The sequence below is a fragment of the Nocardia iowensis genome, from assembly GCF_019222765.1.
GTDB classification, from domain to species: domain Bacteria; phylum Actinomycetota; class Actinomycetes; order Mycobacteriales; family Mycobacteriaceae; genus Nocardia; species Nocardia iowensis.
The window spans coordinates 2,559,444-2,586,095 of record NZ_CP078145.1 but is presented as its reverse complement, the minus strand read 5'-3'; the positions used below and the strand labels follow the sequence as shown (position 1 = coordinate 2,586,095).

The 26,652-nt window shown below is 67.8% G+C and carries 23 protein-coding genes; 6 read left to right on the top strand and 17 right to left on the bottom strand.

Annotated elements, in window-relative coordinates; genetic code table 11:
* Window positions 1–46: 46 nt before the first annotated feature.
* The gene (locus tag KV110_RS11875) at window positions 47–775 is read right to left on the bottom strand and encodes a hypothetical protein (protein WP_246634481.1); all 729 of its coding nucleotides are present in this window, start codon (window positions 773–775) and stop codon (window positions 47–49) included.
* Window positions 763–1,704, bottom strand: a complete 942-nt coding sequence (locus tag KV110_RS11870) for a hypothetical protein (protein ID WP_393539152.1) — start codon at window positions 1,702–1,704, stop codon at window positions 763–765. Before KV110_RS11870 ends, KV110_RS11875 begins: the two co-directional genes overlap by 13 nt.
* 88 nt (window positions 1,705–1,792) lie before the next feature.
* Between KV110_RS11870 and lspA the strand changes: the two genes are divergently transcribed.
* Genes lspA through KV110_RS11855 form a run of 3 tightly spaced genes read left to right on the top strand, consistent with a single transcriptional unit; the run spans window position 1,793 to window position 4,012 of the window.
* Complete coding sequence (gene lspA, locus KV110_RS11865) at window positions 1,793–2,428, top strand: signal peptidase II (protein ID WP_218475901.1); 636 nt, start codon at window positions 1,793–1,795, stop codon at window positions 2,426–2,428.
* On the top strand, window positions 2,425–3,351 hold the full coding sequence (locus KV110_RS11860) for an RluA family pseudouridine synthase (protein WP_218475899.1): 927 nt from the start codon (window positions 2,425–2,427) through the stop codon (window positions 3,349–3,351). The genes lspA and KV110_RS11860 overlap by 4 nt, the downstream gene beginning before the upstream one ends.
* Window positions 3,344–4,012, top strand: coding sequence for a hypothetical protein (locus tag KV110_RS11855; RefSeq protein ID WP_218475897.1), 669 nt, complete (start codon window positions 3,344–3,346; stop codon window positions 4,010–4,012). Before KV110_RS11860 ends, KV110_RS11855 begins: the two co-directional genes overlap by 8 nt.
* Window positions 4,013–4,271: 259 nt before the next feature.
* Here the strand turns inward: KV110_RS11855 and KV110_RS11850 are convergent, their stop codons facing one another.
* Together KV110_RS11850 and KV110_RS11845 are read right to left on the bottom strand one after the other, a co-directional pair.
* Window positions 4,272–5,090, bottom strand: coding sequence for a PhzF family phenazine biosynthesis protein (locus tag KV110_RS11850; protein WP_218475895.1), 819 nt, complete (start codon window positions 5,088–5,090; stop codon window positions 4,272–4,274).
* A gap of 64 nt (window positions 5,091–5,154) precedes the next feature.
* Entirely contained in the window at window positions 5,155–7,593 is a 2,439-nt protein-coding gene (locus tag KV110_RS11845) for an HAD-IC family P-type ATPase (RefSeq protein WP_218475893.1), read from the bottom strand.
* Between the two features lie 35 nt (window positions 7,594–7,628).
* Between KV110_RS11845 and rarD the strand changes: the two genes are divergently transcribed.
* Window positions 7,629–8,549, top strand: coding sequence for an EamA family transporter RarD (rarD, locus tag KV110_RS11840; RefSeq protein WP_218475891.1), 921 nt, complete (start codon window positions 7,629–7,631; stop codon window positions 8,547–8,549).
* Here the strand turns inward: rarD and KV110_RS11835 are convergent.
* The 3 genes from KV110_RS11835 to KV110_RS11825 form a co-directional block, all read right to left on the bottom strand.
* A complete protein-coding gene (locus KV110_RS11835) occupies window positions 8,533–11,832 on the bottom strand; it encodes an arabinosyltransferase domain-containing protein (RefSeq protein WP_218478383.1) in 3,300 nt (1,099 codons plus the stop codon). The genes rarD and KV110_RS11835 overlap by 17 nt on opposite strands.
* Window positions 11,833–12,013: 181 nt before the next feature.
* On the bottom strand, window positions 12,014–12,550 hold the full coding sequence (locus KV110_RS11830) for a WKL family lipoprotein (RefSeq protein WP_218478382.1): 537 nt from the start codon (window positions 12,548–12,550) through the stop codon (window positions 12,014–12,016).
* A gap of 162 nt (window positions 12,551–12,712) precedes the next feature.
* Complete coding sequence (locus KV110_RS11825; RefSeq protein WP_246634720.1) at window positions 12,713–14,050, bottom strand: DNA polymerase IV; 1,338 nt, start codon at window positions 14,048–14,050, stop codon at window positions 12,713–12,715.
* A gap of 403 nt (window positions 14,051–14,453) precedes the next feature.
* On the opposite strand from KV110_RS11825, the gene KV110_RS11820 reads away from it, so the two are divergent.
* Complete coding sequence (locus KV110_RS11820; RefSeq protein ID WP_218475889.1) at window positions 14,454–15,341, top strand: UTP--glucose-1-phosphate uridylyltransferase; 888 nt, start codon at window positions 14,454–14,456, stop codon at window positions 15,339–15,341.
* A gap of 36 nt (window positions 15,342–15,377) precedes the next feature.
* Here the strand turns inward: KV110_RS11820 and KV110_RS11815 are convergent, their stop codons facing one another.
* Together KV110_RS11815 and KV110_RS11810 are read right to left on the bottom strand one after the other, a co-directional pair.
* Window positions 15,378–15,881 (bottom strand): NlpC/P60 family protein, encoded by a 504-nt coding sequence (locus tag KV110_RS11815; protein ID WP_246634478.1) that lies wholly within the window; start codon window positions 15,879–15,881, stop codon window positions 15,378–15,380.
* Window positions 15,882–16,160: 279 nt separating this feature from the next.
* The gene (locus KV110_RS11810; protein ID WP_218475887.1) at window positions 16,161–16,811 is read right to left on the bottom strand and encodes a TetR/AcrR family transcriptional regulator; all 651 of its coding nucleotides are present in this window, start codon (window positions 16,809–16,811) and stop codon (window positions 16,161–16,163) included.
* 42 nt (window positions 16,812–16,853) lie between these two features.
* Here KV110_RS11810 and KV110_RS11805 point away from each other — a divergent pair, with 42 nt between their 5' ends.
* On the top strand, window positions 16,854–17,270 hold the full coding sequence (locus tag KV110_RS11805) for an ester cyclase (protein ID WP_218475885.1): 417 nt from the start codon (window positions 16,854–16,856) through the stop codon (window positions 17,268–17,270).
* Window positions 17,271–17,480: 210 nt separating this feature from the next.
* On the opposite strand, the gene ileS is transcribed toward KV110_RS11805, so the two are convergent.
* The 8 genes from ileS to ftsZ all read right to left on the bottom strand — a co-directional run bounded on the left by ileS (window position 17,481) and on the right by ftsZ (window position 26,504).
* Complete coding sequence (gene ileS / locus KV110_RS11800) at window positions 17,481–20,615, bottom strand: isoleucine--tRNA ligase (RefSeq protein WP_218475883.1); 3,135 nt, start codon at window positions 20,613–20,615, stop codon at window positions 17,481–17,483.
* Between the two features lie 293 nt (window positions 20,616–20,908).
* Window positions 20,909–21,112 (bottom strand): hypothetical protein, encoded by a 204-nt coding sequence (locus tag KV110_RS11795; RefSeq protein WP_218475881.1) that lies wholly within the window; start codon window positions 21,110–21,112, stop codon window positions 20,909–20,911.
* Between the two features lie 74 nt (window positions 21,113–21,186).
* Window positions 21,187–22,044 carry a DivIVA-like cell division protein Wag31 gene (wag31, locus tag KV110_RS11790; RefSeq protein WP_218475879.1) on the bottom strand — a complete coding sequence of 286 codons (858 nt, stop codon included), beginning with the start codon at window positions 22,042–22,044 and terminating at the stop codon, window positions 21,187–21,189.
* A 68-nt stretch (window positions 22,045–22,112) separates the two neighbouring features.
* The gene (locus KV110_RS11785) at window positions 22,113–22,415 is read right to left on the bottom strand and encodes a YggT family protein (protein WP_040733487.1); all 303 of its coding nucleotides are present in this window, start codon (window positions 22,413–22,415) and stop codon (window positions 22,113–22,115) included.
* An 89-nt stretch (window positions 22,416–22,504) separates the two neighbouring features.
* Window positions 22,505–23,314 (bottom strand): cell division protein SepF, encoded by an 810-nt coding sequence (locus tag KV110_RS11780; RefSeq protein ID WP_218475877.1) that lies wholly within the window; start codon window positions 23,312–23,314, stop codon window positions 22,505–22,507.
* 267 nt (window positions 23,315–23,581) lie between these two features.
* The gene (locus tag KV110_RS11775) at window positions 23,582–24,355 is read right to left on the bottom strand and encodes a YggS family pyridoxal phosphate-dependent enzyme (RefSeq protein WP_218475875.1); all 774 of its coding nucleotides are present in this window, start codon (window positions 24,353–24,355) and stop codon (window positions 23,582–23,584) included.
* Window positions 24,352–25,080, bottom strand: coding sequence for a peptidoglycan editing factor PgeF (gene pgeF, locus KV110_RS11770; RefSeq protein WP_218475873.1), 729 nt, complete (start codon window positions 25,078–25,080; stop codon window positions 24,352–24,354). The genes KV110_RS11775 and pgeF overlap by 4 nt, the downstream gene beginning before the upstream one ends.
* A gap of 197 nt (window positions 25,081–25,277) precedes the next feature.
* Window positions 25,278–26,504, bottom strand: coding sequence for a cell division protein FtsZ (gene ftsZ, locus KV110_RS11765; RefSeq protein ID WP_218475871.1), 1,227 nt, complete (start codon window positions 26,502–26,504; stop codon window positions 25,278–25,280).
* Between the last annotated feature and the right edge of the window lie 148 nt (window positions 26,505–26,652).

Below are 26,652 nucleotides of genomic sequence, written 5' to 3'. Positions count from 1 at the left end.
CGAGCGTAGCCCGGCCGAATGGCAGAGCACGGCGAATCCACCCTGATCAAGGCCCCGAAACACCGTGCAACCGACGCACCTGCGCGGCGGTGAGATCGCTGAGCACCCTGGCATCGACCGGTTCCGGTGCGGTCACCGCCACCTGTGCCAGCGTGCTGCCGACCTGCACGATCGCGACCGAGGAATGCAGCGTCAGCCCATCACTGGTGGCGCGCACCTCGAACGCGGTGACCGCGTCCCCGGCTTGCGGCGGCGCGAAGCCACAGACGCGGTAGTCGATCGGAATATCGGTGGCGTCGGCGCCGGAATAGTGGGTGCAGCGGCGCAATGTCGCCTGCACGTCCGAAAACGCGGACGCCACCGCGTCATTCGGGAAACTCGCCGCATCGATGTCGATGCTGGAGAAACTCGGACCCGCGTACTGAACGGCGGCCGTGGCCAGCGCGCCGGACCGCTGCGCGCCCAGCGGTGTCAGCACTGTCGCGCATTCCGCCGGATCGGTCGGCGCTGTCTGCTTGACACCCGCGGGCGCGTCGGCGCGGGTGGGTAGCGCGGTGAAGTTCGGCGGCAGGTTCGCCGTCGTCAGCAGTTGCTCGCGCAACCGAGCGGCGTCGGCGGTCGGTGTCCCGGTCACCGGCGCCGCGGCCGTGACCGGACCGAGCGGCGGCAACTCCGCCGAGTCGGGGGCCGCTGATTCCGATGATCCGCATGCCGCGGCGAACGCGGCGGTCACGACGGCCAGCAAGAGGCCGCGGCCGCGGGTCACTCCGTCCACGACACCTGCGTGTCGATCGTCTGCTGCAGCACGCTCGAGCTGCGCGGATCGTGATAGCCCTGATGTCCGCCGACCGTGATGGTCCCGGAGACCGGCAGCGGCAGGCCGAGATCGACGGTGATGGTGCCGGTGCCCTGCATGACGTAATCCTTGATGTCGAGCTTGCCCGCGTTGTTGGGCAGGTTCCACACCGTGGACTTCGGCTGCTGCGTGACGTCCAATTCGATGGTCAGCCGGTCACCGTCGCGTTTGGTCAGCGTCGCCGTGGTGATCTGCTCGAGGGTGACCCCGCCGCTGACTTCCTGGCGCACCGTCCACACCGCGCCCTCGCCGACCGGCTGGTCGGGGAATGCGATCGAGCGGTAGACCGCCTGATAGAAGGCCTGTTCCAGCGCGGCCCTTGCCGGGTTGGAGGTGTCAGGGGCAGGTTCGAGCCGCAGCGCGGTGATGGCGCCGAGGTCGCTCAGATCGAACCCGGCATGCGAACCACCGGTCTTGGTGAACGCCTTGGCCAGCGACGGGTCCGGGGTGGTGACGGTGCCGAGCGTGAGATCGATGCCGTCCGCGTCGGTGTGCGCGGTCATCGGGATCGACAGGTCGGGCGCGGAGAAGTCGCGCGCGGGCTGATCGTTGATCTGCTGCTCGATGCGATGCGAGGTATGCAACGTCACTTGCTGCACGGTGCCCGCCGGATAGTCGGGGCGCAGCAGCGAGCGCGGCTCGGCGCCCGGCGAGACGACGGTGGTGATCGCGGCCGGGATCGGCACGGTCACCCCCTTGCCGATGCCGAGCGGCTCGGTGCTGTCGGACTCCGAACGCGACTCGGCGCCGTCGCTGCAACCGGTTCCGAACGCGGTCAGCCCGACCGCGAGCACTAAGAGCAACACACCCGAGCGCGCGAACCTGGGGATGTGGTGGGAAGACAACACCGTCACGAGCAACAGAGTACGACCGGTTCCTGAGTGTCAGCTGGGACTTGCGGGTGACCACCGCACAAGGTGTCGCGTAGCTCGAGAGATGATGGTGCGTGTGAGTGATGCCCCGCCGCCCGAGGAGAACCCAGCAAACACCGCCGAGGAGGCGAACCCAGCGACTCCGCCCCAGCGGCTGCGGACCTTACTCGTCATCGCGGTAATCCTGCTCGGACTCGACCTGCTCACCAAGAGCATCATCGTGGCGAACCTGAAACCGGGCCAGCCGGTATCGATCATCGGCGACTTCGCCCGGCTGAGCCTGGTGCGCAATCCCGGTGCCGCCTTCTCGATGGCGACCGGCATGACCTGGCTGCTGACACTGGTCGCGACGGCCGTGGTGATCGGCGTGGTGCGCATCGGGCGCACGCTGCGGTCGCTGTGGTGGGCCATCGGGCTCGGCATGGTGCTCGGCGGCGCGCTCGGCAACTTGGTGGACCGCATGTTCCGCGCGCCGGGACCGTTGCAGGGGCACGTGGTCGACTTCATCGCGATCGGCTGGTGGCCGGTGTTCAACGTGGCGGACTCGTCGATCGTCTGCGGCGCGATCCTGCTGGTGGTGTTGACCCTGTTCGGCTTCGAGCCGAACGGGACCCGCACCGGGCGTGGCGAGCCGGCGGGCACCGACGCTGCGGCCGAGACCACCAGCAAGAAGTCCACCAGCGAAGGGAACGCGGCATGAGGGAAACACGAACCATGCCCGTTCCCGACGGGCTCGACGGCATGCGGGTCGACGCGGGCCTGTCGCGGCTGCTCGGCCTGTCCCGCACCGCCGTCGCCGCCCTCGCCGAGGAAGGCGCCGTGCAGCTCGACGGCGTCGCGGCGGGCAAATCCGATCGGCTGGCCGCGGGCGCCTGGCTCGAGGTGATCTTCCCGGAGCCGAAGCGGGAACTGTCCATCGAGGTCGCACCGGTCGAGGGGATGCGGATCCTCTACGCCGACGACGACATCGTCGCGGTGGACAAGCCGGTCGGCGTCGCGGCGCACACCGGCGTCGGCTGGACCGGTCCGACCGTGATCGGCGGACTGGCCGCGGCCGGGTACCGGATCTCCACCTCCGGCGCGCACGAACGGCAGGGCATCGTGCACCGGCTCGACGTGGGGACCTCCGGGGTGATGGTGGTCGCGCAGTCCGAGCACGCGTACACGGTGCTCAAGCGCGCGTTCAAGCAGCGCACCGTGGACAAGCGGTATCACGCACTGGTGCAAGGACATCCGGATCCGAGCAGCGGCACCATCGATGCCCCGATCGGGCGGGCCCGCGGCAACGACTGGAAGTTCGCGGTCACCGCGGACGGGCGACCGAGCATCACGCACTACGACACCGTCGAGGCGTTCCAGGCGGCGAGCCTGCTGGATATTCATCTGGAAACCGGCCGCACGCACCAGATCCGGGTGCACTTCTCCGCGATCCGGCACCCATGCTGTGGCGACCTCACCTACGGCGCCGACCCGCGTCTGGCCGACCGACTCGGGCTGGAAAGGCAATGGCTGCATGCCCGTTCGCTCGGCTTCAACCATCCCGCGGACGGCCGCTGGCTGGAGATCACCAGCGAATACCCGGACGACCTGAAGCACGCACTGGACGTCCTGCGCAATGCCTGACCGGCGGGCGCTGTCGCGGGGGCCGCTCGCCCTCGTGGCGGCGGCCGTCGCGCTGGTTGTCTTCATCGTGCTGCTCGGCGTGCTGAACCCGCCGCGCAAGGCGGGTGTCTTCACCGATCGACTCGGTCCGGAGCGCGGCGAGCAGGTCTCGGATTACCTTGCGCGAGCCAAGAATTCACTGAACGGCACGGACACCGCCGACCATTGGGCCCTCGTTTCGTTCACCGAACCCCTTGCGCCGGAACACATCCCGCCACACAGCGGTGGCATGCGGATATCCCAAGTGCTCTACCAGGTTTCGATCCCCCGCGTGCAAACCCCCTTGATCGCCGTCCCGGTCCCCGCGGGCGACGCCGCCGCGATCGCCTCCGCGGAATCGGCCGCATGGTCACTCCCCCGCACCACCCCCGACGATCGCTCCGCCCGCATCGCCGCCCTCACCGCCGCCCGCCTCCGCTCCGGCTGCGCCTGCACCGTCGGCCTGGTACTCCGAGGCCCGCTCACCGGCCTCCGAAACCTCGCCGCCCAGTCCGGCATCCGCGCGGTAGAAGCCCTCCCCGCCGACGCCGTGGCGGGCCGCTTCGCCGTAGTCCCCCTTCCGCCAGACCAACACGACGTCGTCCTCCCCGGCCCGGACGACGGCCCCATCCCCGACCAGTAACCCTCGAATCCTGGACGCGCGGGCACGAGTGGACACCATCGAGAGCCCTGCTCGACATTTGCCCCGGCCATGTGCCACGCACCGCCCGTCGTTGCGGCCCCGGAGGGACAGACCTTCGCCGGGATGATTCAACCCCGCTTCATCCCGGCGAAGGCCTGAGATCACCACGCCGCGTAGGTGGTTCGTTGCGGCGCGGTGACAAAGCGCGACTCGGCGCGCGAGACTTTGTGACAGCACGCGCGAGTCGCGATGGCCCGGGTCAATCCGGAAGGCGCACAACGCCGTCCAGATAACGGCGGCAGCGGCCCACGAGCAGCACGCGGTCACCAGCGAGCTCGCAGCGCAGGCTGCCGCCCCGCCGGGACAGCTGGCGGGCGGTGAGTTCGGTACGGCCGAGTTCGTCGGCCCAGAGCGGAACCAGTTGGGCGTGCGCCGATCCGGTGACCGGGTCCTCCATGACTCCCACGCCGGGGGCGAAGAAGCGGGAGACGAAGTCGGCGGTCTCGCCGCGCGCCGTGACGATGACGCCGCGGGCCACCGGGGGGAACGCGGTGAAAATCGGCGCGGTGTCGCGGACTTCCTGCTCGGTGGCCACCACGATGACCTCGTCGGTACCGGTGTATGCCCGCACGGGGCGCACGCCGAGCGCGGCAACCAGCGTGATGTCGGGTTCCACCGCGGTAGCGGGCACCGCGGGCAGATCGAGCACGAATTCGTCGTCGTCGGTGCGGTCGACGTGTAACCAACCGCTGCGTGTGAAGAAGCTCACTCGGTCCGCGCCGGGGTGCATGTCCTCCAAAATCTGTGCGGCACTGGCCAGCGTGGCGTGCCCGCACATGTCGACCTCGACCAGAGGAGTGAACCAGCGGAGGTGGAAGGCGGGCCAGTCTCCCGGCGGCGCACCCGCCTCCGGCGGTAATTCCGCGGTGTAGAAGGCGGTTTCGGCCAGATTGTTCTCCTCGGCCAGGTGTTGCAGCAACGAATCCGGGAGCCACGACGGGAGCGGCATCACCGCGGCCGGGTTGCCCGAGAACGGTGCGTCGGCAAACGCGTCGATCTGGTGCAGCAGTACCTCCATATTCGGAGAAGGTACTCCAACACTGAATGATCGCTTCGCACAAGGCTTCTCGCGGCGCGCCGGGTCAGGTGTCCAGTTCGTCGTCGGCGCCACCCGCCGGCGTCGGGAACAGCTGCCCCTTCTCGCCGAGCAGCGACGCGCTGATCCACCAGGCGACCTCGACGAGCACGATGCCGATGGCGCCACAGATCACCGCAGCGGTGGTAAGCGCCACGTTGGAGGGGTCCAGCTTGAAGAATTCCCTAGTGAACGGGACGGTAAACAACAGCAGGTAGGCGGCGACGGACGTCGCGATCAGCACGACCTTCCACCACACGTACGGCCGCGCCACGATGGCCAGCACCCACACGGCGATCATGATCAAGGTGATCAACGCGGTGGTGCCCGCCTGCTCCTTCTGCTGCGCGCTCGCCTCGGGACCGGCATAGGCGATCAGGTAGGCCACGAAGGTGGCGATACCGATCACCACACCGGACGGGATGGCCAAACGCATGACGCGCCGGACGAATCCGCTACGCGCGCGCTCGTTGTTGGGGGCGAGCGAGAGGATGAACGCCGGGATGCCGATGGTGAACCAGGCGGCGATCGTGACGTGCCGCGGCAGGAACGGATACCCGATCGGGTCGTAACCGAAGATCTGCGAACCGACGCCCGCGATACCGACCAGGAAGGCGAGCAGCACCGAGTAGACGGTCTTGGTGAGGAACAGATTCGAGACCCGCTCGATATTGCCGATGACCCGGCGGCCCTCGCCCACCACATACGGCAGGGTGGCGAATTTGTTGTCCAGCAACACGATCTGCGCCACCGCGCGGGTGGCCGGGCTGCCCGCGCCCATCGCCACGCCGATGTCGGCATCCTTGAGCGCGAGCACATCGTTCACGCCGTCGCCGGTCATCGCGACGGTGTGGCCGCGCGATTGCAGTGCGGCCACCATGGCCCGCTTCTGGTCCGGGCGCACCCGGCCGAAGGTGGTCTCGTGGTCGAGCACGTCGGCGAGTTGCTCGCGGTCCTCGGGCAATCCCCGCGCGTCGACCGCGTGGTCGCCGCCGGTGAGGTCGAGCGAGGACGCTACCGCGCCCACCGAGACGGCATTGTCGCCGGAGATCACCTTGATCGAAACATGCTGACTGGCAAAGTATTCGAGGGTCTCCTTGGCGTCCGGCCGGACGCGTTGCTCGAGCACGACCAGCGCGGCGGGCCGGACGGTGCCCGGCGCGTCCGCGGCGTCGACCGGCCGGTCGCTGCGAGCGAGCAACAGGATGCGCAGGCCCGATGAGCCGAGTTCCTCTGCCATCCTTGCGTCGTCGGAGTGCGCGTCGAGCAGCACGTCGGGCGCGCCGAGCAGCCAGTCGCCGTGCTCGCCGTAGGAGCACCCGCTCCACTTCTTGGCCGAGGAGAACGGCGCGACAGCGGTCCGCTGCCAGCCGGGACCGTCCGGCAGCGCCTCCGCGATCGCCTGCACGCTCGCGTTCGGCCGTGGATCGTCGGCCGCCAACGCGGCGAGCGCCTGCCGAACCTCGTTGTCCTCGAAGGAATCCAGCGTCTTGATATCGGAGACCCGCATGCCGTTCTCGGTGAGTGTGCCGGTCTTGTCCGCGCACACCACGTCCACTCGGGCCAGGCCCTCGATGGCGGGCAACTCCTGCACCAGGCACTTGCGCCGGCCGAGCCGCACCACACCGACCGCGAAGGCGACCGAGGTCATCAGCACCAGACCCTCCGGCACCATCGGCACCAGCGCCGCGACCATGCCGGTCACCGCGGGCCGCCACGATTCCTTGCTGGAGACCAGCTGGTTGTAAATGCTCAGCAGACCCGCCGGGATCAGCAGGTAGGTGATCACCTTGAGGATGGTGTCGATGCCGCTGCGCAGCTCCGACTTCACCAGCGTGAACTTGCTGGCCTCCTCGGCCAGCTTCGCGGCGTAGGCGTCCTTGCCGACCTTGGTGGCGCGATAGCAGCCGCCGCCGGAGACCACGTAGCTGCCCGACATCACCTGGTCGCCGATTTGCTTGTCGATCGGATCGGCCTCGCCGGTGAGCAGCGATTCGTCGATTTCCAGCAGCGAGGCCTCCTCGACCTCGCCGTCGACCACGATCTGGTCGCCGGGGCCGAGCTCGATCAGGTCGTCGAGCACCACCTCGCGCGGCGCCACGTCGACCGCCTTGCCGTCGCGGCGCACGGTGGGCTTGGCCTGGCTGACGATGGCCAGCTGGTCCAGGGTGCGCTTGGCGCGAACCTCCTGGATGATGCCGACCGCGCTGTTGGCGACGATCAGCAGGCCGAACATGCCGTCGATGATCGATCCGGTGGCCAGTACCAGGATGAACAGCACGCCGAGGATGGCGTTGATCCGGGTGAAGACGTTCGCCCGGATGATGTCGCGGACCGAGCGGCTGGCCCGGTCCGGCACGTCGTTGCTGAGCCCGTCGCGGCGACGTTGCTCGACCTCCGCCGTGGTCAGTCCGGTGGCGCGCGATGCCTGCACGGTAGTCGACATGACCGCAAGGCTACGTGAGAAGTAGCGTCGGAAGCGTGCGGCAGAGCAGGTCTATCCCCGGTGTTGTCTTCGGTACGAGTGCCTTTTTCCTGTGGGGGTTGTTCCCCGCGTTCTTCGGGTTGCTGGCGTTCGCCAGCGCCACCGAGGTGGTGGCGCAGCGGATTCTCTGGACCCTGGTGGTGGTGCTCGCGGTCCTGGCGGTGCGCGGGCGGCTACGGGAGTTGTTCGGCATCGGCGCGCGGATCTGGCGGCTGGCCGCGGTGGCCTCGGCGGCGATCGCGATCAACTGGGGTGTGTACGTGTACGGCGTCACCTCGGGGCATGTGGTGGAGTGCGCGCTGGGGTACTTCATCAATCCGTTGGTCACCGTGGCGTTCGGGGTGCTCATCTTCCGTGAGCGGCTGGCCAAGGCGCAGTGGGCCGCGCTCGGGCTCGGGGCCGCGGCTGTGGCGGTTCTCACTGTCGACTACGGCAGGCCGCCGGTCATCGCGCTGGTGCTCGCCTGCTCGTTCGCGACCTACGGTCTGGTGAAGAAGGTGATCCCACTGGACGCGCTGCGCGGCATCGCCGCCGAGGGCGTGGTCGCCGCGCCGTTCGCGCTCGCCTTCGTCGTCCTGCTCGCCGTCACCGGCCGCAGCGAATTCGGTTCCGGCGCAGGGCATGCCGCACTCATGATGGCCACCGGCCCGGTCACCCTCGTCCCGCTGCTACTGTTCGCCGTTGCCGCCCAACGGGTTCCGCTGTCCACCATGGGCCTGCTCCAATACCTCACCCCCGCACTCCAGATGGCCTGGGGCGTCGCCGTCGCCCACGAACCGATGCCCGCATCCCGCTGGGCGGGCTTCGCCCTCATCTGGACCGCCCTGGCCATCTTCACCACCCACGCCCTGCTACGCGCCCGCCGCACCCATCTGGACGCCCGCGGCGCCGCCGCTGGGGCTACCAGGCGGTGTTGATGTGGCCGGGGGTCCAGGTGCCCCAGCGTTGGGTTCGGTCGATCTGGACGGTTGCGGGGTGGGCGTTCGGATCAAGTGGCAGGTATTGCTCGATCGATCCCCAATCGCGGTCCCAGTCGTTGTTCAGATAGGCGGGCAGGGCGCGGGCGGTGAACAGCAGTTGGGTCCAGCCGAGCGGGCCGCCGCCGTCGTGCGCCTGCCAGAGATTGGTGATGGTCGCACCGTTGCGATCGGGCAGGATGCGGTAGCTGGGCAGGTCACCGACGCCGGCGTGGGTAGCGACCAGGTTCTGGCAGGGGTAGGTCATGGCGACCTCCCAGTCCAGCAGCACCGGCGTCCGCGAACCGACCAGGTCGGTCAGGGTTTTCGTCTGCGGCACGCGCGGCGGGGTCACCGCGAGCCACTGATCCTTGCCGAGATCCTTGTCGCTCGCGACGATTCGGACGACGTCAGCATCGCCGGGCAGCCAGTCGAACGGAACGCGCATATTGCGCCACGACGGGGACGGGCCGATGTCGATCGGGTCGACACTGCCGAGCGCGACGGCCGTGCCGTCGGCTTCCGCGCGGCCGTACTCCAAGCGCAGGTCCTGTCCCGGGTGGACGATGCCGTCGCTGTCGACGTGCCGGATCCGGCCGGCGACCGCGATCGAGATGATCGGGCCACGACTTCCATTGCTGTCCTTGGGAAGTCGATACCACCCTGTCGTCAGATCGGCGGGCTCCTGGGTGCCTTCCCGATAGCTGCCGAGTACGGGGGTGGTTGCCGGATCCAGGCCGAAGGGCAGTGGGACACTGCTGCCGTTGACTCCCGCGCCCGTGGACGTGCCGGTCTCCGAACCCGGCGACTTCGACCCGGCCTTCGGATCCGCGGGCTCATCGGCATCGGTGCTGGCGACGGAATTCGCCTTGCCCGTAGTGGATTCGATCTCATCGGAGGTGAGGTCGGCCGCCACGCCGTTCGGGGTGAATCCGGTCGAGTCGGCGCCGGCCAGCGCCGTTGCGGCATCGCCGGTAAGCGGGCGCAGCACCGATGCGTTGGGGTCGGTCTCGACCAGCACGTGGTCCGCGAGGCCGCAGCCACCGGAGAAGGCCGCGGCGAGGTTCGATTGGGCGATCGAATACGACGGATACTGTGCCACCGCCGCTTTCGCCATCGACAGCACTTCGAACAGCACCATGGCGGCCGCGACGACGACCAGTACGGGAACGCGCGCGACCCGACCGGGTACCGAGTCGGGACGCGGCTGGGTTTCCGGGCGAATGTGGAACCACGCCGCGACAGCCAGCGCGAGGATCGACAGGCCCGCCGCGAAGGTAGACAACCCGAAACCGGCGATCATCGGCGCCTTGTCCCACCATGGAACTCCCCAGGCCGACACCCACCAGTAGCCGTTGGCGCCGATGAAAGTCAGTGCCAGGACGAAGAAGACGGCCGCGGCGAACAGTGCCCGGTTGCGCAGCGGACGGGTGATCCGGGGACTGATCGCGACGGCGGTGAGCGCCGCGACGCAGGCGGCCAGCCCGGCGAAGACGCCGAACTGATGGATCCACTTCGTCGGCGAGAACATCATCAGCACCATGGCGGCGAAGGTGATACCGATCAGTCGTCGCGACGGACTGACGGCGGTGCCGGGGATGTGCCCGCCGCGGCGCAGCATCGTCACCACGCACACGACCAAGGTCAGCAGCAGCATGAACATGCCGAAACGCCGGGTGAGCCAGCCGTCACCGCTGGGCTGCAGCAGATACTGGTAGCGCAGGAACTCGAAGAACCACGACTCACCGGGACCGATCCGGTTGTGCACGTAGAAGAACTCACGCACTCCGGCGAAGGTCCGGTCCGCGAAGACCACGGTCAGCACCGCCACACCGGAAGCAAGTAGGGGCAACAGCAGCGCCAGATATCCGGTGCGCTTCGCCCGCTGCATGATCACCGCGGTCATCGTGCGTGCCCCGGCGGCCAACGCGCCGATACAGATCAAGCCCGAGGGCGCGGCGGTCAAGGTCAGCGCCGCGATCATGATCGCGAATGCGTAGGGCAGCAGCCGCCGGGTCGCAATGGCCCGTTCGACCGAGGCCCAGGTGAGGATCACGCCCACCGCCACAAAGGGTTCGGCGCGCAAGCCGTTGTTGTAGGGCAGCCAGAACGCGAGGAACACCAGTGCGCTGGTCCATACGGCAATCGCGTTGGCGCGCAGGGCGGCGCCGAGCCGCGGTAGTAGCTCGCGGCTGATCACCCACCAGGCGATGACGCCGACAAGCAAGGTGGGCAACCGAACCCATGGACTCACCGACGACACGTGGGTGAGCAACCCGATCATGTCGGTGTACGGCGTGTAGAACGGCCCCTCGTCGACGCTGAACCACCGGTAGTAATTCGACATGAACCCGGAGCTGCGCGCGGCGCGAGCCATGCCGAGGATATAGCCGTCATCGGAGGTGTTGGCACCGATGAAGTGCCAGACCAGCAGGGTGGCGAAAACCAGGTAGTCCGCCGGTTGCAACCGCCACCATCGGGCAGGCAGGAACCGCCGCGACTTTCGGCCGTCGAGGCCGTCCAAGCGATACAGCGCGACCAGCGCGACCAGTGTGGCCAACGCGGCCAGCACCATCGCGGCCAGCTTCAACGGTGTCGGCGAAGCCGAAAAACGGGAATCTACTTGCACATTCACGTGCAACCCCGACGGTGCAGCGCCGGTCAGCTCGCTGAAGACACCGACCACCTGCGGGCGGATATCGGTCGCGAACTCCTTGTCCGAATCCGCGAGGCCCGGTGCCGACACCGTGCTGCGCTGCGTGTTCATCTCGATGGCGACCGAACAGGACCGATCGCGGACGGCACTCAGCGGCGACGACCACAGCAGCGTGTTGCGCGACACCACGTCGACCCGGCCCGCGCGATCCGCCGTATCGGGGACGACCTTGACCACGAAGCCGTAGCGCTCCAGATCGGGTGACTGCCGCGGAATCGTCGACACCACAACGCCGCCCGAATCCGCCAGCGCGCCGAAGGCAGCGCACGGGATCTGAGCAGCGAGATTCGTCGGGGCGTAGGTGATCAGCGGCGCCGTCACCGATGTCACCGCAGCCGTCTGCGGCCACACCACACTGGATTGGTCCTGCCGGACCGGAAGGAACGGCAGCGACACCGCGGTGAGGAACGCGAGAAGTCCACTGACGAGTGCCAGCAACCTGATTCGACGAGAGGCAGCGCCAGCGAGGTGCGTGCCCGGATCGTGCTGATCTCCCCGCTGCGCCGACGGTTGAGCGGATTCGCGCACAGCGTCACTGACAGTCACGACGGTGGATGCTAGCGCGAAATCATTGGATGACACAGAGTCCCAGCTATCGGCTCTCGAATCGCTTACGCCGACTGCGTCCTTCGAGCACCCGGCGGGAAAGCATCGCGCCGGGGTCGTTCGACGCGGCCGACTCGCGGGGAGCCGGCCGCGGCGGCACGAATCAGCTGCAGGCCGTCGAGGTCTGGCCGAGGTTGGTCAGCATGGCGCAGGCCCAGGACTTCTGGATCTTCCACTTGCCGTTGTCGGCGACGAAGGGCACGTCGACGATGTTCTCCTGGCCGTTGACGACGAACTTGGCCTTGGCGTTGACACTGTCGCCGAAGCTGGTGACGTCGGTGACCTCGATCTTCACGTCCGCGCCCTTGGCTGCCTGGGAGAGGCGGTCCGGCAGGGTCGGGTCGGCCTCGGCGCCCTGGACGCCGTCCAGCTTCTCCGCCGCCGGGACCGCCGGGTCCAGCGCGCGGGCCAGGGCGGTGTTCAGCTCCGCGACGGTCGGGACCGGCGGCAGGTTCGCGGCGCTGGCCGACGCCGACGCCGCGGCGCTGGTCGTCGTCTTGGCGGCCGGCTTGCTGTCCTTGTCGTCGCCGCACGCGGTCATGCCAAGCGCGGCAACGATGGCCAGGCCGGCGATCGCGATGCGTCCAGTCTTACGAAGCTTCAACTGCTCGTCCTTTGCGTTCGAGTAGGTCCGTGTCATGTCCAGCAATGGCAGCCTCCACCCGAGCCGGCGGCGCTGCACGAGCTCCCAGGCTACCGGCACAGAAGACCACCGCGTGGACCCACACGGGACTGACTGATGTCGTCGGCAGCGAACGTACGCGGTGGAATCGGCGATGTCGAGCCGTTCGCCGGGGCGTGGTCACCGCAGACTGCGCAGCGGATCGGCTCTGGTCAGGCTCGGATCGTCGGCGGCGAAGGTGCGGGCCGGGCCGGGACCGGTCGAGCGGGTCTCGAATCGGACCGTCACGACGCCGTATCCACCGCCCTGTACCCAGCCGTGACCGTAGTCGGGATGTTCGACATCCATGCCGCGGTGCCAGAGCGGGATGGCGAGTGCGGGTGCGGCCTGCCCTTCCGGCGGCTCGGCTGCGCCCGTCGGCGCGGCGGCCGGTTCGTGCTCGCCGCCTTCCCACCCGCCGTCCGCGCCGACCGGCGCCTGATCCAGCTCGGGGAACAGGGACTCCTGCCGCACCATGGACAATCCGCCGTAGCCGACGCCGACCAGCCGGATCGGGCCGAGCTCGGTCGGGTCGATCGCGGAGCGCTGGGCGGCGGTGGACAGCGTTGTGAGGTCCTCGGTCGCATACGGCAGGGTGAACGAGCGCGTCACGATGCTCATGTCGGACTTCTTCAATTTCAGCACCACGGTGCGTGCGGCGCGCCCGTCGTCGAGCAAGCGGCGATGTGCCGCCGCCGCCATCGCTTCGATGGCCGGACGGAGTTGCGCGAGCGTGACGATGTCGGTCTCGTAGGTGGTCTCGGCGCTGATCTGTTTGGCCTCGGCGCGTTCGGCGACCGGGCGCTCATCGATGCCGCGCGCCAGCCGGTGCAGCGCGGCGCCGACCGCACCGCCCAGCGTCGCCACCGCCTCGGATTCGGGCAGCGCGGCGAACGCGCCGACGGTCTCGATGCCGAGCGAGCGCAGCTTGTGCTCCGCCACCGGGCCGATCCCCCACAGCTTGCGCACCGGAAGCGCGGCCAGCAGCTGTTGCTGCTCGACCGGCGAAACCACCCGTATCCCATCAGGTTTGGCGAGCCCGGAGGCGATCTTGGCCAGCTGCTTGCCGGTGCCAGCGCCGACCGATGCGGTGAGACCCGTGCGTTCGCGCACCACCGTGCGCAGCTCCTCGCAGAATTCGTGCACCCGCGCCACCGTCGCGCCGGCCAGTTCGGCGGGTTCGCCGAACGCCTCGTCGAACGACAGCGTCTCCAGCACCGGGATCCGGCTGCGCAGCGCGTCGAACACCTGCCCGCTGAGCACGCCGTACACGGCGCCGCGCGGCGGCACCACCACCGCGTTGACACCGACCAGCCTGCGCGCCTGATGCATCGGCATCGCCGAACGCGCGCCGTACACCCGCGCCTCGTAGCTGGCGCCCGCGACGACGCCGCGCCCGCCGATGCCGCCGACCAGGACCGGCCGACCGCGCAACGTGGGACGCGTCAACTGTTCGGCGGAGGCGAAGAACGCATCCATATCGATGTGCAGCACCCAGCGCCGGGCAGTGCTCTGCGCGTCGGCGCGCGCGAGTGGATGCTGTTCGCTCACCGTGGCTTCGCCGCGGGTTCCCCGGACTCGGGTACCCGCGCCGGAAGCACGTCAGTCGCCTTGTCCGTACGCACGACGGGAAATCTACGCCCGCCCACCGACAAATCCGGACAGGTGCCGAACGCTGGGTGATCGCTGGCCACTAGCTGTTGGTTTCCTGCCAGGATCACCTGGCCCGCCCCGCCCGGCGGCGAGCAGCCCTCGAACCCCTCGACCAGCGATGAGCTGGGCGAATATCGGCCGCATCCACGCACTACACGGTTTCGGTGAACAGTCGGCGAAGCGCGGGGACCGGCCTTACGGGCCGCCTTCATATGTGATGATCGGACCTATGAAGATCCGCAAGGCCGTGATCCCGGCCGCCGGTATCGGTTCCCGGCTTCTCCCGCTGACCAAGGCCATCCCGAAGGAGATGCTGCCGGTCGGCGACAAGCCGGTCATCGAGCACACCGTCCGCGAACTGGTCGCGTCGGGCATCACCGACATCACCATCGTGGTCAGCAGCGGAAAGTCGTTGATCCAAGACCACTTCCGGCCCAACCCAGCCTTGGTGGCGCAGCTGCGCTCGGATGGGAAGACGGCATACGCCGACGCGGTCGAAGAGGTCGGCGAGCTGTCCCGGCTCGGGCACATCACCTACCTCGACCAGCACGGCCCCTACGGCAACGGCACCCCGGTCCTGAACGCGGCCCGCAATCTCGGCGACGAGTCGATGCTGGTGCTGTGGCCCGACGACGTGTTCGTCGCCGAAATCCCGCGCGCCCAGCAGTTGATCGACGCCTACGAGGCGACCGGCGCTCCGGTGCTCGCGCTGATGCCGATGGACCCGGCCGAATCGCAGCGCTACGGCGTCCCGGTGGTCGCCGACGACCAGGGCAACGGGCTGCTGCGCATCACCGGCCTGCGGGAAAAGCCCAAGCCCGAAGACGCCCCGTCGAACTTCGCCGCGATCGGTGGCTACGTGGTCACCCCCGGCATCATCGACGAGCTGCGCGCCCAGACCAAGGCCTGGTACAAGCACCGCACCGGCGAGGTCTACCTGACCGACGCGATCAACGTGCACGCCGCCGACAACCCGGTCTTCGGCCAGGTGATCCGGGGCCGCTGGTACGACACCGGCAACCCGGCCGACTACCTGGTCGCCCAGTTCGCGTCCGCGCTCGCGAACCCGCAGTACGGTCCGCTCCTGCGCACCCTCGCCGAGGAAACCGGCGACTGAACAACCCTGGACGGCCGAAAGCCTTGCGTCCCAGGGTCAGAAGCGGCGGATGGTGTAGATGTCGAACTGCCGCAGCGGGCTGAGTCCGACCGGGACACCCCAGTCGTAGGCGTTGAAGATCTGGCCCAAACCGGCGTAGATCCCGACGTGCGAACCGTCGGTGTTCAACACCACCACGTCGCCGGGTGAGAGCGCGAAGAACGGGACGGGCGCGCCTGCCCTGGCCTGCTCCCAGGTCGTGCGCGGAATGTGGACGCCGACCTGCCGGAACGCCCACTGCACCAGTCCGGAGCAGTCCCAGGCGAATGGTCCGGTGCCGCCCCATTGGTACGGCTTGCCGGTCTGGGTGACGGCCGCCGCCAGCGCGCCGACTCCGTGCGAGCTGGGCAACGGGATCATGGCCGATCCGGATGCCGAGGCGGAGTCGGCGCTGCCGGTGCCGCTACCGGTATCCGACCAGACGGGACCCGCCAGAATCAACGTCGCGACGGTCGCCAGGAGTAATCCGAAGGCGATCCGGCGCAAGGGTTTTCTGTTCACGTGCTCGTCCCTTCCGGCTGCCCGGCACCCGGGCAACCATCCGGCGGCCCCGGCTGACGCCCGGCTCGAGCAGCGTCATCCAGAAGGAGCCGCAGCCGCCACGCCCGGCGAACGCACCCACCAAGCGCAGCTCAATGCAGTTAGGACAATCCACGAACTCACTGCTGCCACAGGAGTCGATCTCCGCAACAACAGCACCACTGCCGATTCTGCCGCGCCCTCCGGACCAGCGACGATGGTTCAGCAAATAATCAGCATGTGATCTATATCACATATTAGCTAACCGGACTTCACCTCGGCCACGGCAGCCCGAACCAGGGCGCGGGCCGCCCAGCTCATCGTCTCGGTGGCCGCGGCGGGATCGAGGCCGCAGGTATCCCGGGTGGAGACCAGCGCCTCGACACCGAACACCAGGACGACCGCATTCACCAAACGCTCCAACCGCTCCGGCGACAACGTGTCCGCCAGCGGCGCCAGCGCGACCCGCGCCATCTCCAGCCGAGTCACCCCGCGCACCGGAACCCGTTCCGCCTCAGCGACATCGACCTGACTGAACCAGCGTTCGAGGGTCGCCCGCAGCACACCGCGCCACACCACCTCGTCCGCGAACTGGAAGGCGCAGCACTCGCGCACCACCTTGTCGATGCGCTCCTCCGCGCCTTCGGGCAGGTCGTCCAGGAAATTCGGATAGCCGCCGACGAAGTTCGCCTGCCGGGTGGCCATGTCCGACCACAGCGACTGCGGATTGGGGAAGTACCGGTAGGCGGTGGCGGTCGAGACCTTCGCGGCCTCGGCGACCTCGGCGATCGAGGGCGAATGACCGTTGCGGGCGAGTTCGAGTCCGGCGTTGATCAACGCCTCCCTGGTGCGCATCTTCTGATTCGTCGCGCGACCACTATTGAGAATCTCGTCTCGCCGTGAGAAAGTCATCTCACCACGATAGCAGATTCTCATTTTCAGGAGGGCGTGGCGATGACCCATGAAGAGATGGACGAGCTGTTCGAGCGACACTGCGCGGCCGAGGCGGCCAACGATGTGGCCGCGATCATGGCGACCCTGACCGACGACGTCGAGCACGATGCGGTCGGCGATCCACAAGGCACGCTGCGTGACCCGGCCGCGATCGCCCAGCGCTACCGCGACCTGTTCGACGCGATCAGCGAAGACAAGATGGAGAGCGTGCACCGGTACTACGGCGAGGACTTCTTCGTCGACGAATCCCATTGGTACGGCAGGGCGACCGGCACATTCCTCGGCATCCCCGGCGGCAATCGGCCGATCGACTTCCGGATACTGCACGTCTGCGAGGTCCGCGACGACAAGATCAGCCGGGAGAACGTCTGGCTGGATACGGCCGCGATCGTCCAGCAGTTGACGGCGCCGGTCTGATGGGCGCCTACAAGGCCGCCAAGCGCGGGGTCGCGGCGGAGCGGCGGGAGCGGCGCGACGAGCGCCGAGAAGGCGCGGCGGAGTATCTGTTGCCGCCGCTCGGGAGTTGCGTGTCGGCCACCCCGGCGAGAACGGGCCAGACCGGACCGAGCCGGTCCAGGGGTTAGCCGAATCGGGGCGGGACCCGCTGGTCCCGCCCCGAACCGACGGTCAGGCCTTGGTGACCTGGGCGCGCACGCCACCGACCAGGTCGGCGGCCTCGGCGCCCGCGTCGCCGAAGGTGAGGGTGGTGGCGAGGATTTCGCCCGCGATCAGGTCGCGGTGGGTTTCGGCCCACCCGGCCCGATCGGCGGGCACCTCGAGTACCACCGTGATCCGGTCGGAGACGTCCAGCCCCAAGGACTTTCGGGTTTCCTGCAGATCACGGATCAGGTCACGGGCCCAGCCCTCGGCCTCCAGTTCCTCGGTGACCACCGAGTTCAGCACCACCAGGCCCGCATTGCCGGGCAGCGCCGCGGTGGACTCGGGCTCGGCGGCGACCAGACGCTGGGTGTATTCCTCGGGGAGCAGGGCGATTCCGGCGGCGGTGACGACGCCGTCGGCGCTCTCTGACCATTCGCCCGCCTTGACCGCCTTGATCACCGTCTGCACGTCCTTGCCGAGGCGCGGACCCGCGGCACGGGCGTTGACGACCAGTTCGAAGCGGCCGTGCACGGCGACGTCGGTGGTCAGATCGACCTTCTTGACATTGACCTCGTCGGCGATGATGTCGGCGTACGGGGCCAACCGCTCGGCGTCGGCCGCGGCGATGGTGACCTCGGCCAGTGGCAGGCGCACCCGCAGGTTCTGCGCCTTGCGCAGGCTCAGCACCGTGGAGCAGACCACCCGGGCCTCGTCCATCGCGGCGACCAGCTCCGAATCGGCGGGCAGCTCACCGTCTTTGGGCCAGTCGGTCAGGTGCACCGACTCGCCGCCGGTGAGCCCACGCCAGATCACCTCGGTGATCAGCGGCAGCAGCGGCGCGGCCAGTCTGGTGACCACCTCGAGCACGGTGTGCAGGGTGTCCACCGCATCGGGGTCCTCGCTCCAGAAGCGCGAACGCGACCGGCGCACATACCAATTGGTGAGCGCGTCGGCGAACCCGCGCAGCTGTTCGCAGGCGCCCGCGATGTCGTAGACCTCGAGCGCCTCGGTCATCGCGTCCCGGGTTTCCGCGAGCTTTGCCAAGATGTAGCGATCCAGCACATTCGGCGAATCTGTGCGCCAGGTACCGGATTTCGAGGCGTACAGCTGCAGGAAGGTCCACGCGTTCCACAGCGGCCGCAGCGCATGGCTGACGCCCTCGCGGATGCCGCGCTCGGTGACGATGAGGTTGCCGCCACGCAGGATCGGCGAACTCATCAGGAACCAGCGCATGGCGTCGGAGCCGTCCCGGTCGAACACCTGGTTCACGTCCGGGTAGTTGCCCTTGGACTTGCTCATCTTCAGGCCGTCGTCACCGAGCACGATGCCGTGCGCGGCAACGGTTTTGAAGGCTGGGCTGTCGAAGAGCGCGGTCGAGAGCACATGCAGGGTGTAGAACCAGCCGCGGGTCTGCCCGTTGTACTCGACGATGAAATCGCCAGGGAAGTGACTGTCGAACCACTCCTTGTTCTCGAACGGGTAGTGCACCTGCGCATACGGCATCGAGCCCGACTCGAACCAGCAGTCGAGCACCTCGGGCACCCGGCGCATGGTCGACTTGCCCGTCGGGTCATCCGGATTCGGCCGGGTCAGCTCATCGATCATCGGCCGGTGCAGATCGTCCGGGCGCACGCCGAAGTCGCGCTCCAGCTCGTCGAGCGAGCCGTACACGTCCATCCGCGGGTAGGCCGGATCGTCGGAGACCCACACCGGGATCGGGCTGCCCCAGTAGCGGTTCCGGCTGATGTTCCAGTCCCGCGCGCCTTCCAGCCACTTGCCGAACTGGCCGTCGCGGATGTGTTCGGGCACCCAGGTGATCTGCTTGTTCAGCTCGACCATCCGGTCGCGGAACTTGGTGACCGCGACGAACCAGGACGGCACCGCCATGTAGATCAGCGGCTGACCGGAGCGCCAGCTGTGCGGGTAGGAGTGCTCGATCGTCTCGTGCCGCAACAGCTTTCCCGCGGCCTTGAGGTCCTTGATGATCACCGGGTTCGCGTCGAACACCATCAGGCCCTCGTACGGCGGCACCATCGAGGTGAACTTGCCGCCCGCGTCGAGCGGTTGCACGATCTCGATGCCGTTCGCGGTGGCGACATCCATGTCCTCCTCACCGAAAGCCGGTGCGAGGTGCACGATTCCGGTACCGGAGTCGGTGGTCACGTAGTCGGCGTTCAGCACCCGGTGCGCACGGGGGTGGCCGGCGAAGAAGTCGAACGGCGGCTCGTACGACAGGTCGGTCAGCGCCGCGCCGTCGTACTCGCCGAGCACCTCGGGCTGCTCACCGAATTCCCGGGTGTAGTGCGACACGCGTTCGGCCGCCAGCAGATAGCGCTTGCCGTCGGCGGCGCGCAGCTGCACGTAACGGATGTCGGGGTGCACCGCGATCGCCAGGTTCGACGGCAGGGTCCACGGAGTGGTGGTCCAGATCAGCGCGTTGGCGCCGTCCAGCTCGTGCAGCGGATGCTCGGCGGGCACGCGCAACACCATGTCGACGGTGACCGCCGGGTCCTGGCGCATCTTGTACGCGTCATCGAGGCGGGTTTCCTGATTCGACAGCGGCGTCTGCTCGTACCAGCTGTAGGGCAGCACCCGGAAGCCTTGGTAGATCAGCCCCTTCTCGTGCAGCGACTTGAACGCCCACATCACCGACTCCATGAAGTCGAGATCGAGTGTCTTGTAGTCGTTGTCGAAGTCCACCCAGCGGGCCTGACGCGTCACGTAATCGCGCCATTCTCCGGTGTAGCGCAGTACCGAGGATTTGCAGGCCGCGTTGAATTCGGCGAGGCCCATTGCGTCGATCTGTGATTTGTCCGTGATACCGAGCTGCTTTTCCGCCTCGATTTCCGCGGGCAATCCGTGACAGTCCCAGCCGAAACGCCGGTCGACACGCTTGCCGCGCATCGTCTGGAATCGCGGTACCAGATCCTTGACGTATCCGGTGAGCAAATGCCCATAATGTGGCAGACCGTTGGCAAAGGGCGGCCCGTCGTAGAAGACGAACTCCGCTGCCCCGGAACGGTTTTCGATGCTCGCTCGGAAGGTGCCGGCGGCCGCCCACGCGTCGAGTACGCGGCGCTCCAGATCGGGGAACGACGATCCCGAGCCGACACCAAGGTCGACCCGCGGGTACCCGCTGTTGCTGGAAGTTTGGTCCGCCATCGCGGATGCGTCTCCTCGTGCCGTCTTCGTTGGCACGGGGACGATGCCGACGCCCGGTGCGCCGAAACCGCGGTACCACCCCGCTTGTCCGGCCAGAGCTGCCGAACCTCTCATTGCGAGCTGTGACGGGCTCACCCGTTCGGTTCTACTGGGCGGCGCCGCCGAGCGGGCAGCACGCGCTGTTCTTCCGAAGGCTCCCCGGTGATAGCCGGATCGACACCGTGTTCATGTTTGATTCTAGCCAGTACGGTCAACCCTGTTTTCGGCGCACCTGCCAGGGCGACGGTACGCCCTCAACGTTTGGCATGACGCCCAGGTGGCGGCGGAGTGGAGTCTCCGTCCGGCCGACGCATGGACAGGGCACTTACCAGCAACAGCACCGCGCCGAGTACGCAGACCACGATGCAACCCCACGCCCAGATCACCGATCCGGTGGTCAGCGCCGCCACTAGCAGGGCGAATCCGATGGCGGCAAGAACAAGCGTCAAGACGAGCATGGGGACCCCCAAGGCATGCCAGGCGGCTCGACAGTTCTTCTAGTTGTACGAACTGCGGTGCTCGGTGTGAGCGGCTACTTGCCACCCTTGGCAAACGTGGCGGGCTGCAGGTTGTTGGCCGTGTTGGCATCGGCGAACGCCTCGCCACCGTCGACGGGGACCGCTGAGCCGCGATTCTCCAGCTCCTCGAGCTGCGACTCCAGGTAGGACTTCAGCCGCACCCGGTATTCCCGCTCGAAGGTCTTGAGCTGCTCGATCCGGCTCTCCAGCACGCTGCGCTGCTGGGTGATGGTCGCCATGATCTCGGTGTGCTTGCGCTCGGCGTCCGCCTGCAGTGCGTCGGCCTTTTCCTTGGCCTGACGGAGCTGGTTGTCCGAGCGGGACTGCGCGTCCGACAGCATGGCGTCGGCCTTCTGGCGGGCGTCGGCAATCATCGCCTCGGACCGGGTCCTGGCATCGCCGACCAGACGCTCAGAGTTTGCCCTGGCGTTGGACAGCAGGTTCTCCGCCTCCACCTTGGCGTCACTGGTCAGCCGGTCCGCCATCTCCTGGGCGAGGCTGAGCACCTTGGCGGCCTGCAGGTTCGCGTCCGCACTCGGCGCGTCCTTCTGGACCGGCGCGGCGGGCATCGGCGCAGGCGGGGCGACCGGAACCGGCGGCTTGATCGGCTCGGGCTGCGGCGGCGGTGCCTGCTGGACAGGCGCTTTCACGTTGTTCGGGCCGACCGGGCCGCGATTCTTCTTGGCATCAGCCAGTTCTGCGTCGAGTTCGGCGACCCGCTGACGCAGATCAGCGTTTTCCTCGATCAGACGCGAGAGCTCCTGCTCGACGAGATCCAGGAAGGCGTCGACTTCATCCTCGTTGTAGCCGCGCTTCCCGATCGGCGGTTTGCTGAACGCGACGTTGTGCACATCGGCTGGAGTCAGCGGCATGGAAGGATCCCTTCACGCGTCTTTTGGAGATCTAGCAGATCTAGCAAGCTACTTCACGGCCCATTCTGTCACACCGGGGCTACCGGTTGCCCGAGCCTGCCCACGATCGACATCAAGATGAAGACGATGAAAAGCAGGACCATAATGGACAGATCCAGTCGAATTCCCCCCAGTGACACCGGTGGTATCAAGCGCCTCAGGAGTTTCACCGGAGGGTCGGTGATCGTGAAGATCACCTCGAGGATCACGACAACGACACCGGTGGGGCGCCAGTCACGAGCAAAGCTACGGATGAACTCGACGATCACCCGGCTGATCAGCAACAGCCAGAAGATGAACAGTACGAAGTACAGCACCGCGAACAAGGCCACGACTTCACTCTGCCGCAAAATCCGCTTTGCGCAAAATGACCGCGCCGCCCCGCATGCGACCGGTCTGCAACTCCCCCCAGATCACGACCTTATTTCTGGTTGTAGAAGCCGGTTTCGGCGATGCGTCGGCGTTCTTCGGCTGATACGTCGACATCGGCCGGTGAGAGGAGGAACACCTTCGTGGCCACCTTGTCGAACGAGCCACGTAACGCGAACGCGAGCCCGGCGGCGAAGTCGACCAGCCGCTTGGCGTCGGCGTTGCTCAGCTCGACCAGGTCCATGATCACCGGGTTGCCCTCGCGGAATCGCTCGCCGATGATGCGGGCCTCGCTGTAGTCACGCGGGCGCAGTGTGGTGATCTTGGACAAGGGGCCTCCGTCCTCGAAGATCCCCGGCCTGCGCGCGGGTGCCGGCTCGGGGCGCACGCGCTCCTCCAGCCGCCGCTCTTCGGCCTCGGGATCGACGGCGAGCGCACCGCGGGTAGCGCCGCGCAGCGACGGCGCGCTGCCGCCCGCCCGGAACCGGCCCGACGACGGCGCGGCCTCGATCCGGGTGGGACGCCGCGGCGCCTCGTAGCGGTCTTCGCCGTAGGGCTCGTCGGCGTAGTCGTCGCGGCGGGAAACGGGGTACCCGGCCTTGTACGGCGACTTGTAGGCGGGCTCCGGGTAGTCGACCTCTTCGCGATCGAACCCGTCGGCGCCGTAATGGTCTGCGCCGTAACGGTCTTCGGGGTACCGGTCGGCACCGTAGCCGCCGCGGTCGGCGTAGTCACGGGGCCGTGGCCTGCGCGTGCCGCGCTCGTCACCGGCCCGGGGAGCACGATCGTCGACGTAGTCGTCTTCGTAATCCTCCAGCGGAACCATGCCGAAGTAGGCCTTGAACTTGTGCAGCGTGCTCATGACCGTGCCTCGCTGTCGCCAGGCTCCGGCTTGACCACGGACGTGACGACGTCGACTGTTCGCTCGCTCCGCTCGCTCATGACCGCGCCTCGCTCTCGCTCGGCTCCGTCATGACCACGATGGTGGCTGCGTCGATTACTCGCTCGCTGCGCTCGCTCATTTTGGTCGACCTTCCTTCGGCCCCGGTGGCGGCCGGGTGTTGAAGTCTTGCTCAGCCCTCGTCTGTCCCAAGCATATGTGTCGAATGTGACTGATGAGGTTTCTTTGCTACGCCGAGGTTATCGGTCGAGCGCCCATCAAGGCGGTACCGACACGCACACACGTCGAGCCGTGTTCGATCGCCGATTCCAGATCGCCCGACATTCCTGCGGAAAGTTCTGTCGCACCGGGATGCTCGGCGAGTAGCAGCGTGTGCAAAGTCGCAAGTCGCGCAAATGCCGCATCAGACTCAGCCCCCAATGGCGGAATAGCCATCAGACCGGACAGTCGTAATCCCGAAGATGCCGCAACGTGATCCGCGAGTCGGGTCAATTCGCCGGGCCCGACACCGCCGCGCGACGGATCCTCGTCCAGGCTCACCTGCAACAGGACGCGCACCGGCTCGGTCCGCTCCGCCGCGGCCAAGGCGGCCCGCGCACCCGCGTCAAGGGCTGTTGCCAGGCGTTCGCTGTCGACCGAGTGCACGGTGTGCGCCCACCGCGCGACGATCTTCGCCTTGTTGCGCTGGAGCCGTCCGATCATGTGCCACTGGACATCCGAGAGGTCTTCGTCACCCACCAGCTCGGGCAGCGCCGCCACCTTGGCCGTCGCCTCCTGCTCGCGCGATTCACCGAACTCGCGCCGACCGAGGCGGTACAGGATCGCCACGTCCTCGGCCGGAAAAAATTTCGTCACGGGGAGTAGACGCACCGAGCCCGGATCCCGCCCCGCCGCAAGGCAAGCCGCGTCGACTCGCTGCAGTAGCCCGGCCAGGTTCGTGGCCAATTCGGCAGTCCGCTCACCGATTGCCGCCGCGGTCTCCGGTTCCGCCGCCCGGCTCATGCGCCCGCCTCGGCCCAGATCACGCTGCCGAGCCGCCCGGTGGGTGCGCCGCGGCGGTGGCTGAACAGGGTGCGATCTTCGATGGTGCAGCGCGGGTCGACGGCCACCCCGCTGACCCCCGCTTCGATGAGCTGCCTGCGGATTCCGGCGCGCAGGTCCAGTGATGGGGTGTTGCGCACCGTGGTGGCGGCACTGCCCGGCAGCTGCGCCTCGACGTCGGCGCGCATGGCGGCGGGCACTTCGTACTGGCGGCCCGAGGCGGCCGGACCGAGGAACGCACCGATCCGATCCACCCGAGCACCCACCGACACCATCGCCTCGAGCACCCGGGGGACGATCCCGATCCTGGCGCCGATCCGCCCCGCGTGCACCGCGGCGAGCACACCCGCCTCGTCATCGGACAGCAGGATCGGCACACAGTCGGCAGTCAGCACCACCAGCGCGAGACCGGGCACAGTGGTGACAATCGCATCGGTGGCAGGCACCGGCTCGTCCCGTGGGCCGTCGATGATCTCGACATTGCGCCCGTGAATCTGTTCCATCCACACCAGTCGGTCCGGGCTCAGCCCGATCCCCTCGGCCAGCCGATCGCGATTGCGCCGCACCGCCGCCGGATCGTCACCGACATGATCGCCGAGATTGAACGACTCATACGGCGGCGCCGAAAACCCGCCCGCCCTGGTCGTCGTCACTCGTCGAACCGTCAAAGTCGGAGCAGAAGTCATCCCACAACCCTAGTCAACCGCCCCACCATCACCCCCGTCCGCGATCTCACAGACCCGCCATACGGTTCACAGCCGCTAGAGGCTCCGTGGGCAGTGTGGACCGCCTGTGAGATCAACGACTTTCGAGCGCGACGGGTACCGACGACGAAGGCCCTGATCCCGCGGGATCAGGGCCTTCGGTGGTTCAGCTGGCCGCGTTACCGCCGCATGAAGGAGGGCACGTCGACGTCGTCGTCATCGTCGTCGGGGGGCTCGATGTGGGTGCGGGCGTTGTTCGCCACCGTGGGTTCGGCCAACCGGGCCCGTTCGGTGTCCCGGTAGCTCGGCACCGCGCCGCGGGTGGCGGTGCTCGCGGTGGCGGCGGCTACGTCGCTGCTGCGTGCCGCGACCTCAGCGGTACGGCTCTGACCGACCTCGCCTGCGCGGGCCGATCCGATGGCGCCCCGGCTCGCGGTGTCGAAGGTACGCCGGGCGGGTCCTCCACCGTCAAAACCCGCTGCGATCACGGTGACTCGCACTTCGTCGCCGAGCGAGTCGTCGATCACCGTGCCGAAGATGATGTTGGCCTCGATGTGCGCGGCCTCCTGGACCAGCGACGCGGCCTCGTTGATCTCGAATAGGCCGAGGTCGGAACCGCCCGCGATGGACAGCAGCACGCCGTGCGCACCGTCCATGGACGCCTCGAGCAGCGGCGAGTTGATCGCCGATTCGGCGGCCTTCACCGACCGGCCCTCGCCACGCGCGGAGCCGATGCCCATCAGTGCGCTGCCCGCACCGGACATCACGCTCTTGACGTCGGCGAAGTCGACGTTGATCAAGCCAGGGGTGGTGATCAGGTCGGTGATGCCCTGCACACCGTTGAGCAGCACCTCGTCCGCCGAGCGGAACGCGTCCATCAGGCTCACCGCCGCGTCGCCGAGCTGGAGCAGCCGGTCGTTCGGGATCACGATGAGCGTGTCGCAGGACTCGCGCAGCTGGGTGATGCCGGTTTCGGCCTGGCCGCCGCGCCGCTTGCCCTCGAACGAGAACGGGCGGGTGACCACACCGATGGTGAGCGCGCCGAGCTTGCGCGCGATCTGGGCGACGACCGGCGCGCCACCGGTACCGGTGCCACCGCCTTCGCCCGCGGTGACGAAGACCATGTCGGCGCCCTTGAGCACCTCTTCGATCTCGTCCTTGTGGTCCTCGGCGGCCCGGCGGCCGACTTCGGGGTCGGCGCCGGCGCCGAGGCCACGGGTCAGTTCGCGGCCGACGTCGAGCTTGACGTCGGCATCACTCATCAGCAGGGCCTGCGCGTCGGTGTTGACCGCGATGAACTCGACACCTTTGAGGCCCTGTTCGATCATCCGGTTGACGGCATTCACACCGCCGCCGCCGATACCGACGACCTTGATCACGGCAAGGTAGTTGTGCGGGGGCGTCATGGGCTCTCGCCTTCCTTCGATCTAAAGCCTGTCGTTTTCGGATTCGAGACATTCCGCCGGTTCGCCTGAGCGGCTTCACTCAGTGATCCGCCGCCCGGGCAAACCCTAAACCTCAACCATAGGGTTAGCGTTATGTCAAGTATCCGAC

Bases quoted from the DNA above. Each gene is read 5' to 3' on its own strand.
- lspA (WP_218475901.1), top strand. From the start codon at position 1,793: ATGATGGTGCGTGTGAGTGATGCCCCGCCGCCCGAGGAGAACCCAGCA.
- KV110_RS11860 (WP_218475899.1), top strand. From the start codon at position 2,425: ATGAGGGAAACACGAACCATGCCCGTTCCCGACGGGCTCGACGGCATG.
- KV110_RS11855 (WP_218475897.1), top strand. From the start codon at position 3,344: ATGCCTGACCGGCGGGCGCTGTCGCGGGGGCCGCTCGCCCTCGTGGCG.
- KV110_RS11850 (WP_218475895.1), bottom strand. From the start codon at position 5,090: ATGGAGGTACTGCTGCACCAGATCGACGCGTTTGCCGACGCACCGTTC.
- KV110_RS11845 (WP_218475893.1), bottom strand. From the start codon at position 7,593: ATGTCGACTACCGTGCAGGCATCGCGCGCCACCGGACTGACCACGGCG.
- KV110_RS11830 (WP_218478382.1), bottom strand. From the start codon at position 12,550: ATGACACGGACCTACTCGAACGCAAAGGACGAGCAGTTGAAGCTTCGT.
- KV110_RS11825 (WP_246634720.1), bottom strand. From the start codon at position 14,050: ATGGATGCGTTCTTCGCCTCCGCCGAACAGTTGACGCGTCCCACGTTG.
- KV110_RS11820 (WP_218475889.1), top strand. From the start codon at position 14,454: ATGAAGATCCGCAAGGCCGTGATCCCGGCCGCCGGTATCGGTTCCCGG.
- KV110_RS11810 (WP_218475887.1), bottom strand. From the start codon at position 16,811: ATGACTTTCTCACGGCGAGACGAGATTCTCAATAGTGGTCGCGCGACG.
- KV110_RS11805 (WP_218475885.1), top strand. From the start codon at position 16,854: ATGACCCATGAAGAGATGGACGAGCTGTTCGAGCGACACTGCGCGGCC.
- ileS (WP_218475883.1), bottom strand. From the start codon at position 20,615: ATGGCGGACCAAACTTCCAGCAACAGCGGGTACCCGCGGGTCGACCTT.
- KV110_RS11795 (WP_218475881.1), bottom strand. From the start codon at position 21,112: ATGCTCGTCTTGACGCTTGTTCTTGCCGCCATCGGATTCGCCCTGCTA.
- wag31 (WP_218475879.1), bottom strand. From the start codon at position 22,044: ATGCCGCTGACTCCAGCCGATGTGCACAACGTCGCGTTCAGCAAACCG.
- KV110_RS11780 (WP_218475877.1), bottom strand. From the start codon at position 23,314: ATGAGCACGCTGCACAAGTTCAAGGCCTACTTCGGCATGGTTCCGCTG.
- KV110_RS11775 (WP_218475875.1), bottom strand. From the start codon at position 24,355: ATGAGCCGGGCGGCGGAACCGGAGACCGCGGCGGCAATCGGTGAGCGG.
- pgeF (WP_218475873.1), bottom strand. From the start codon at position 25,080: ATGACTTCTGCTCCGACTTTGACGGTTCGACGAGTGACGACGACCAGG.
- ftsZ (WP_218475871.1), bottom strand. From the start codon at position 26,504: ATGACGCCCCCGCACAACTACCTTGCCGTGATCAAGGTCGTCGGTATC.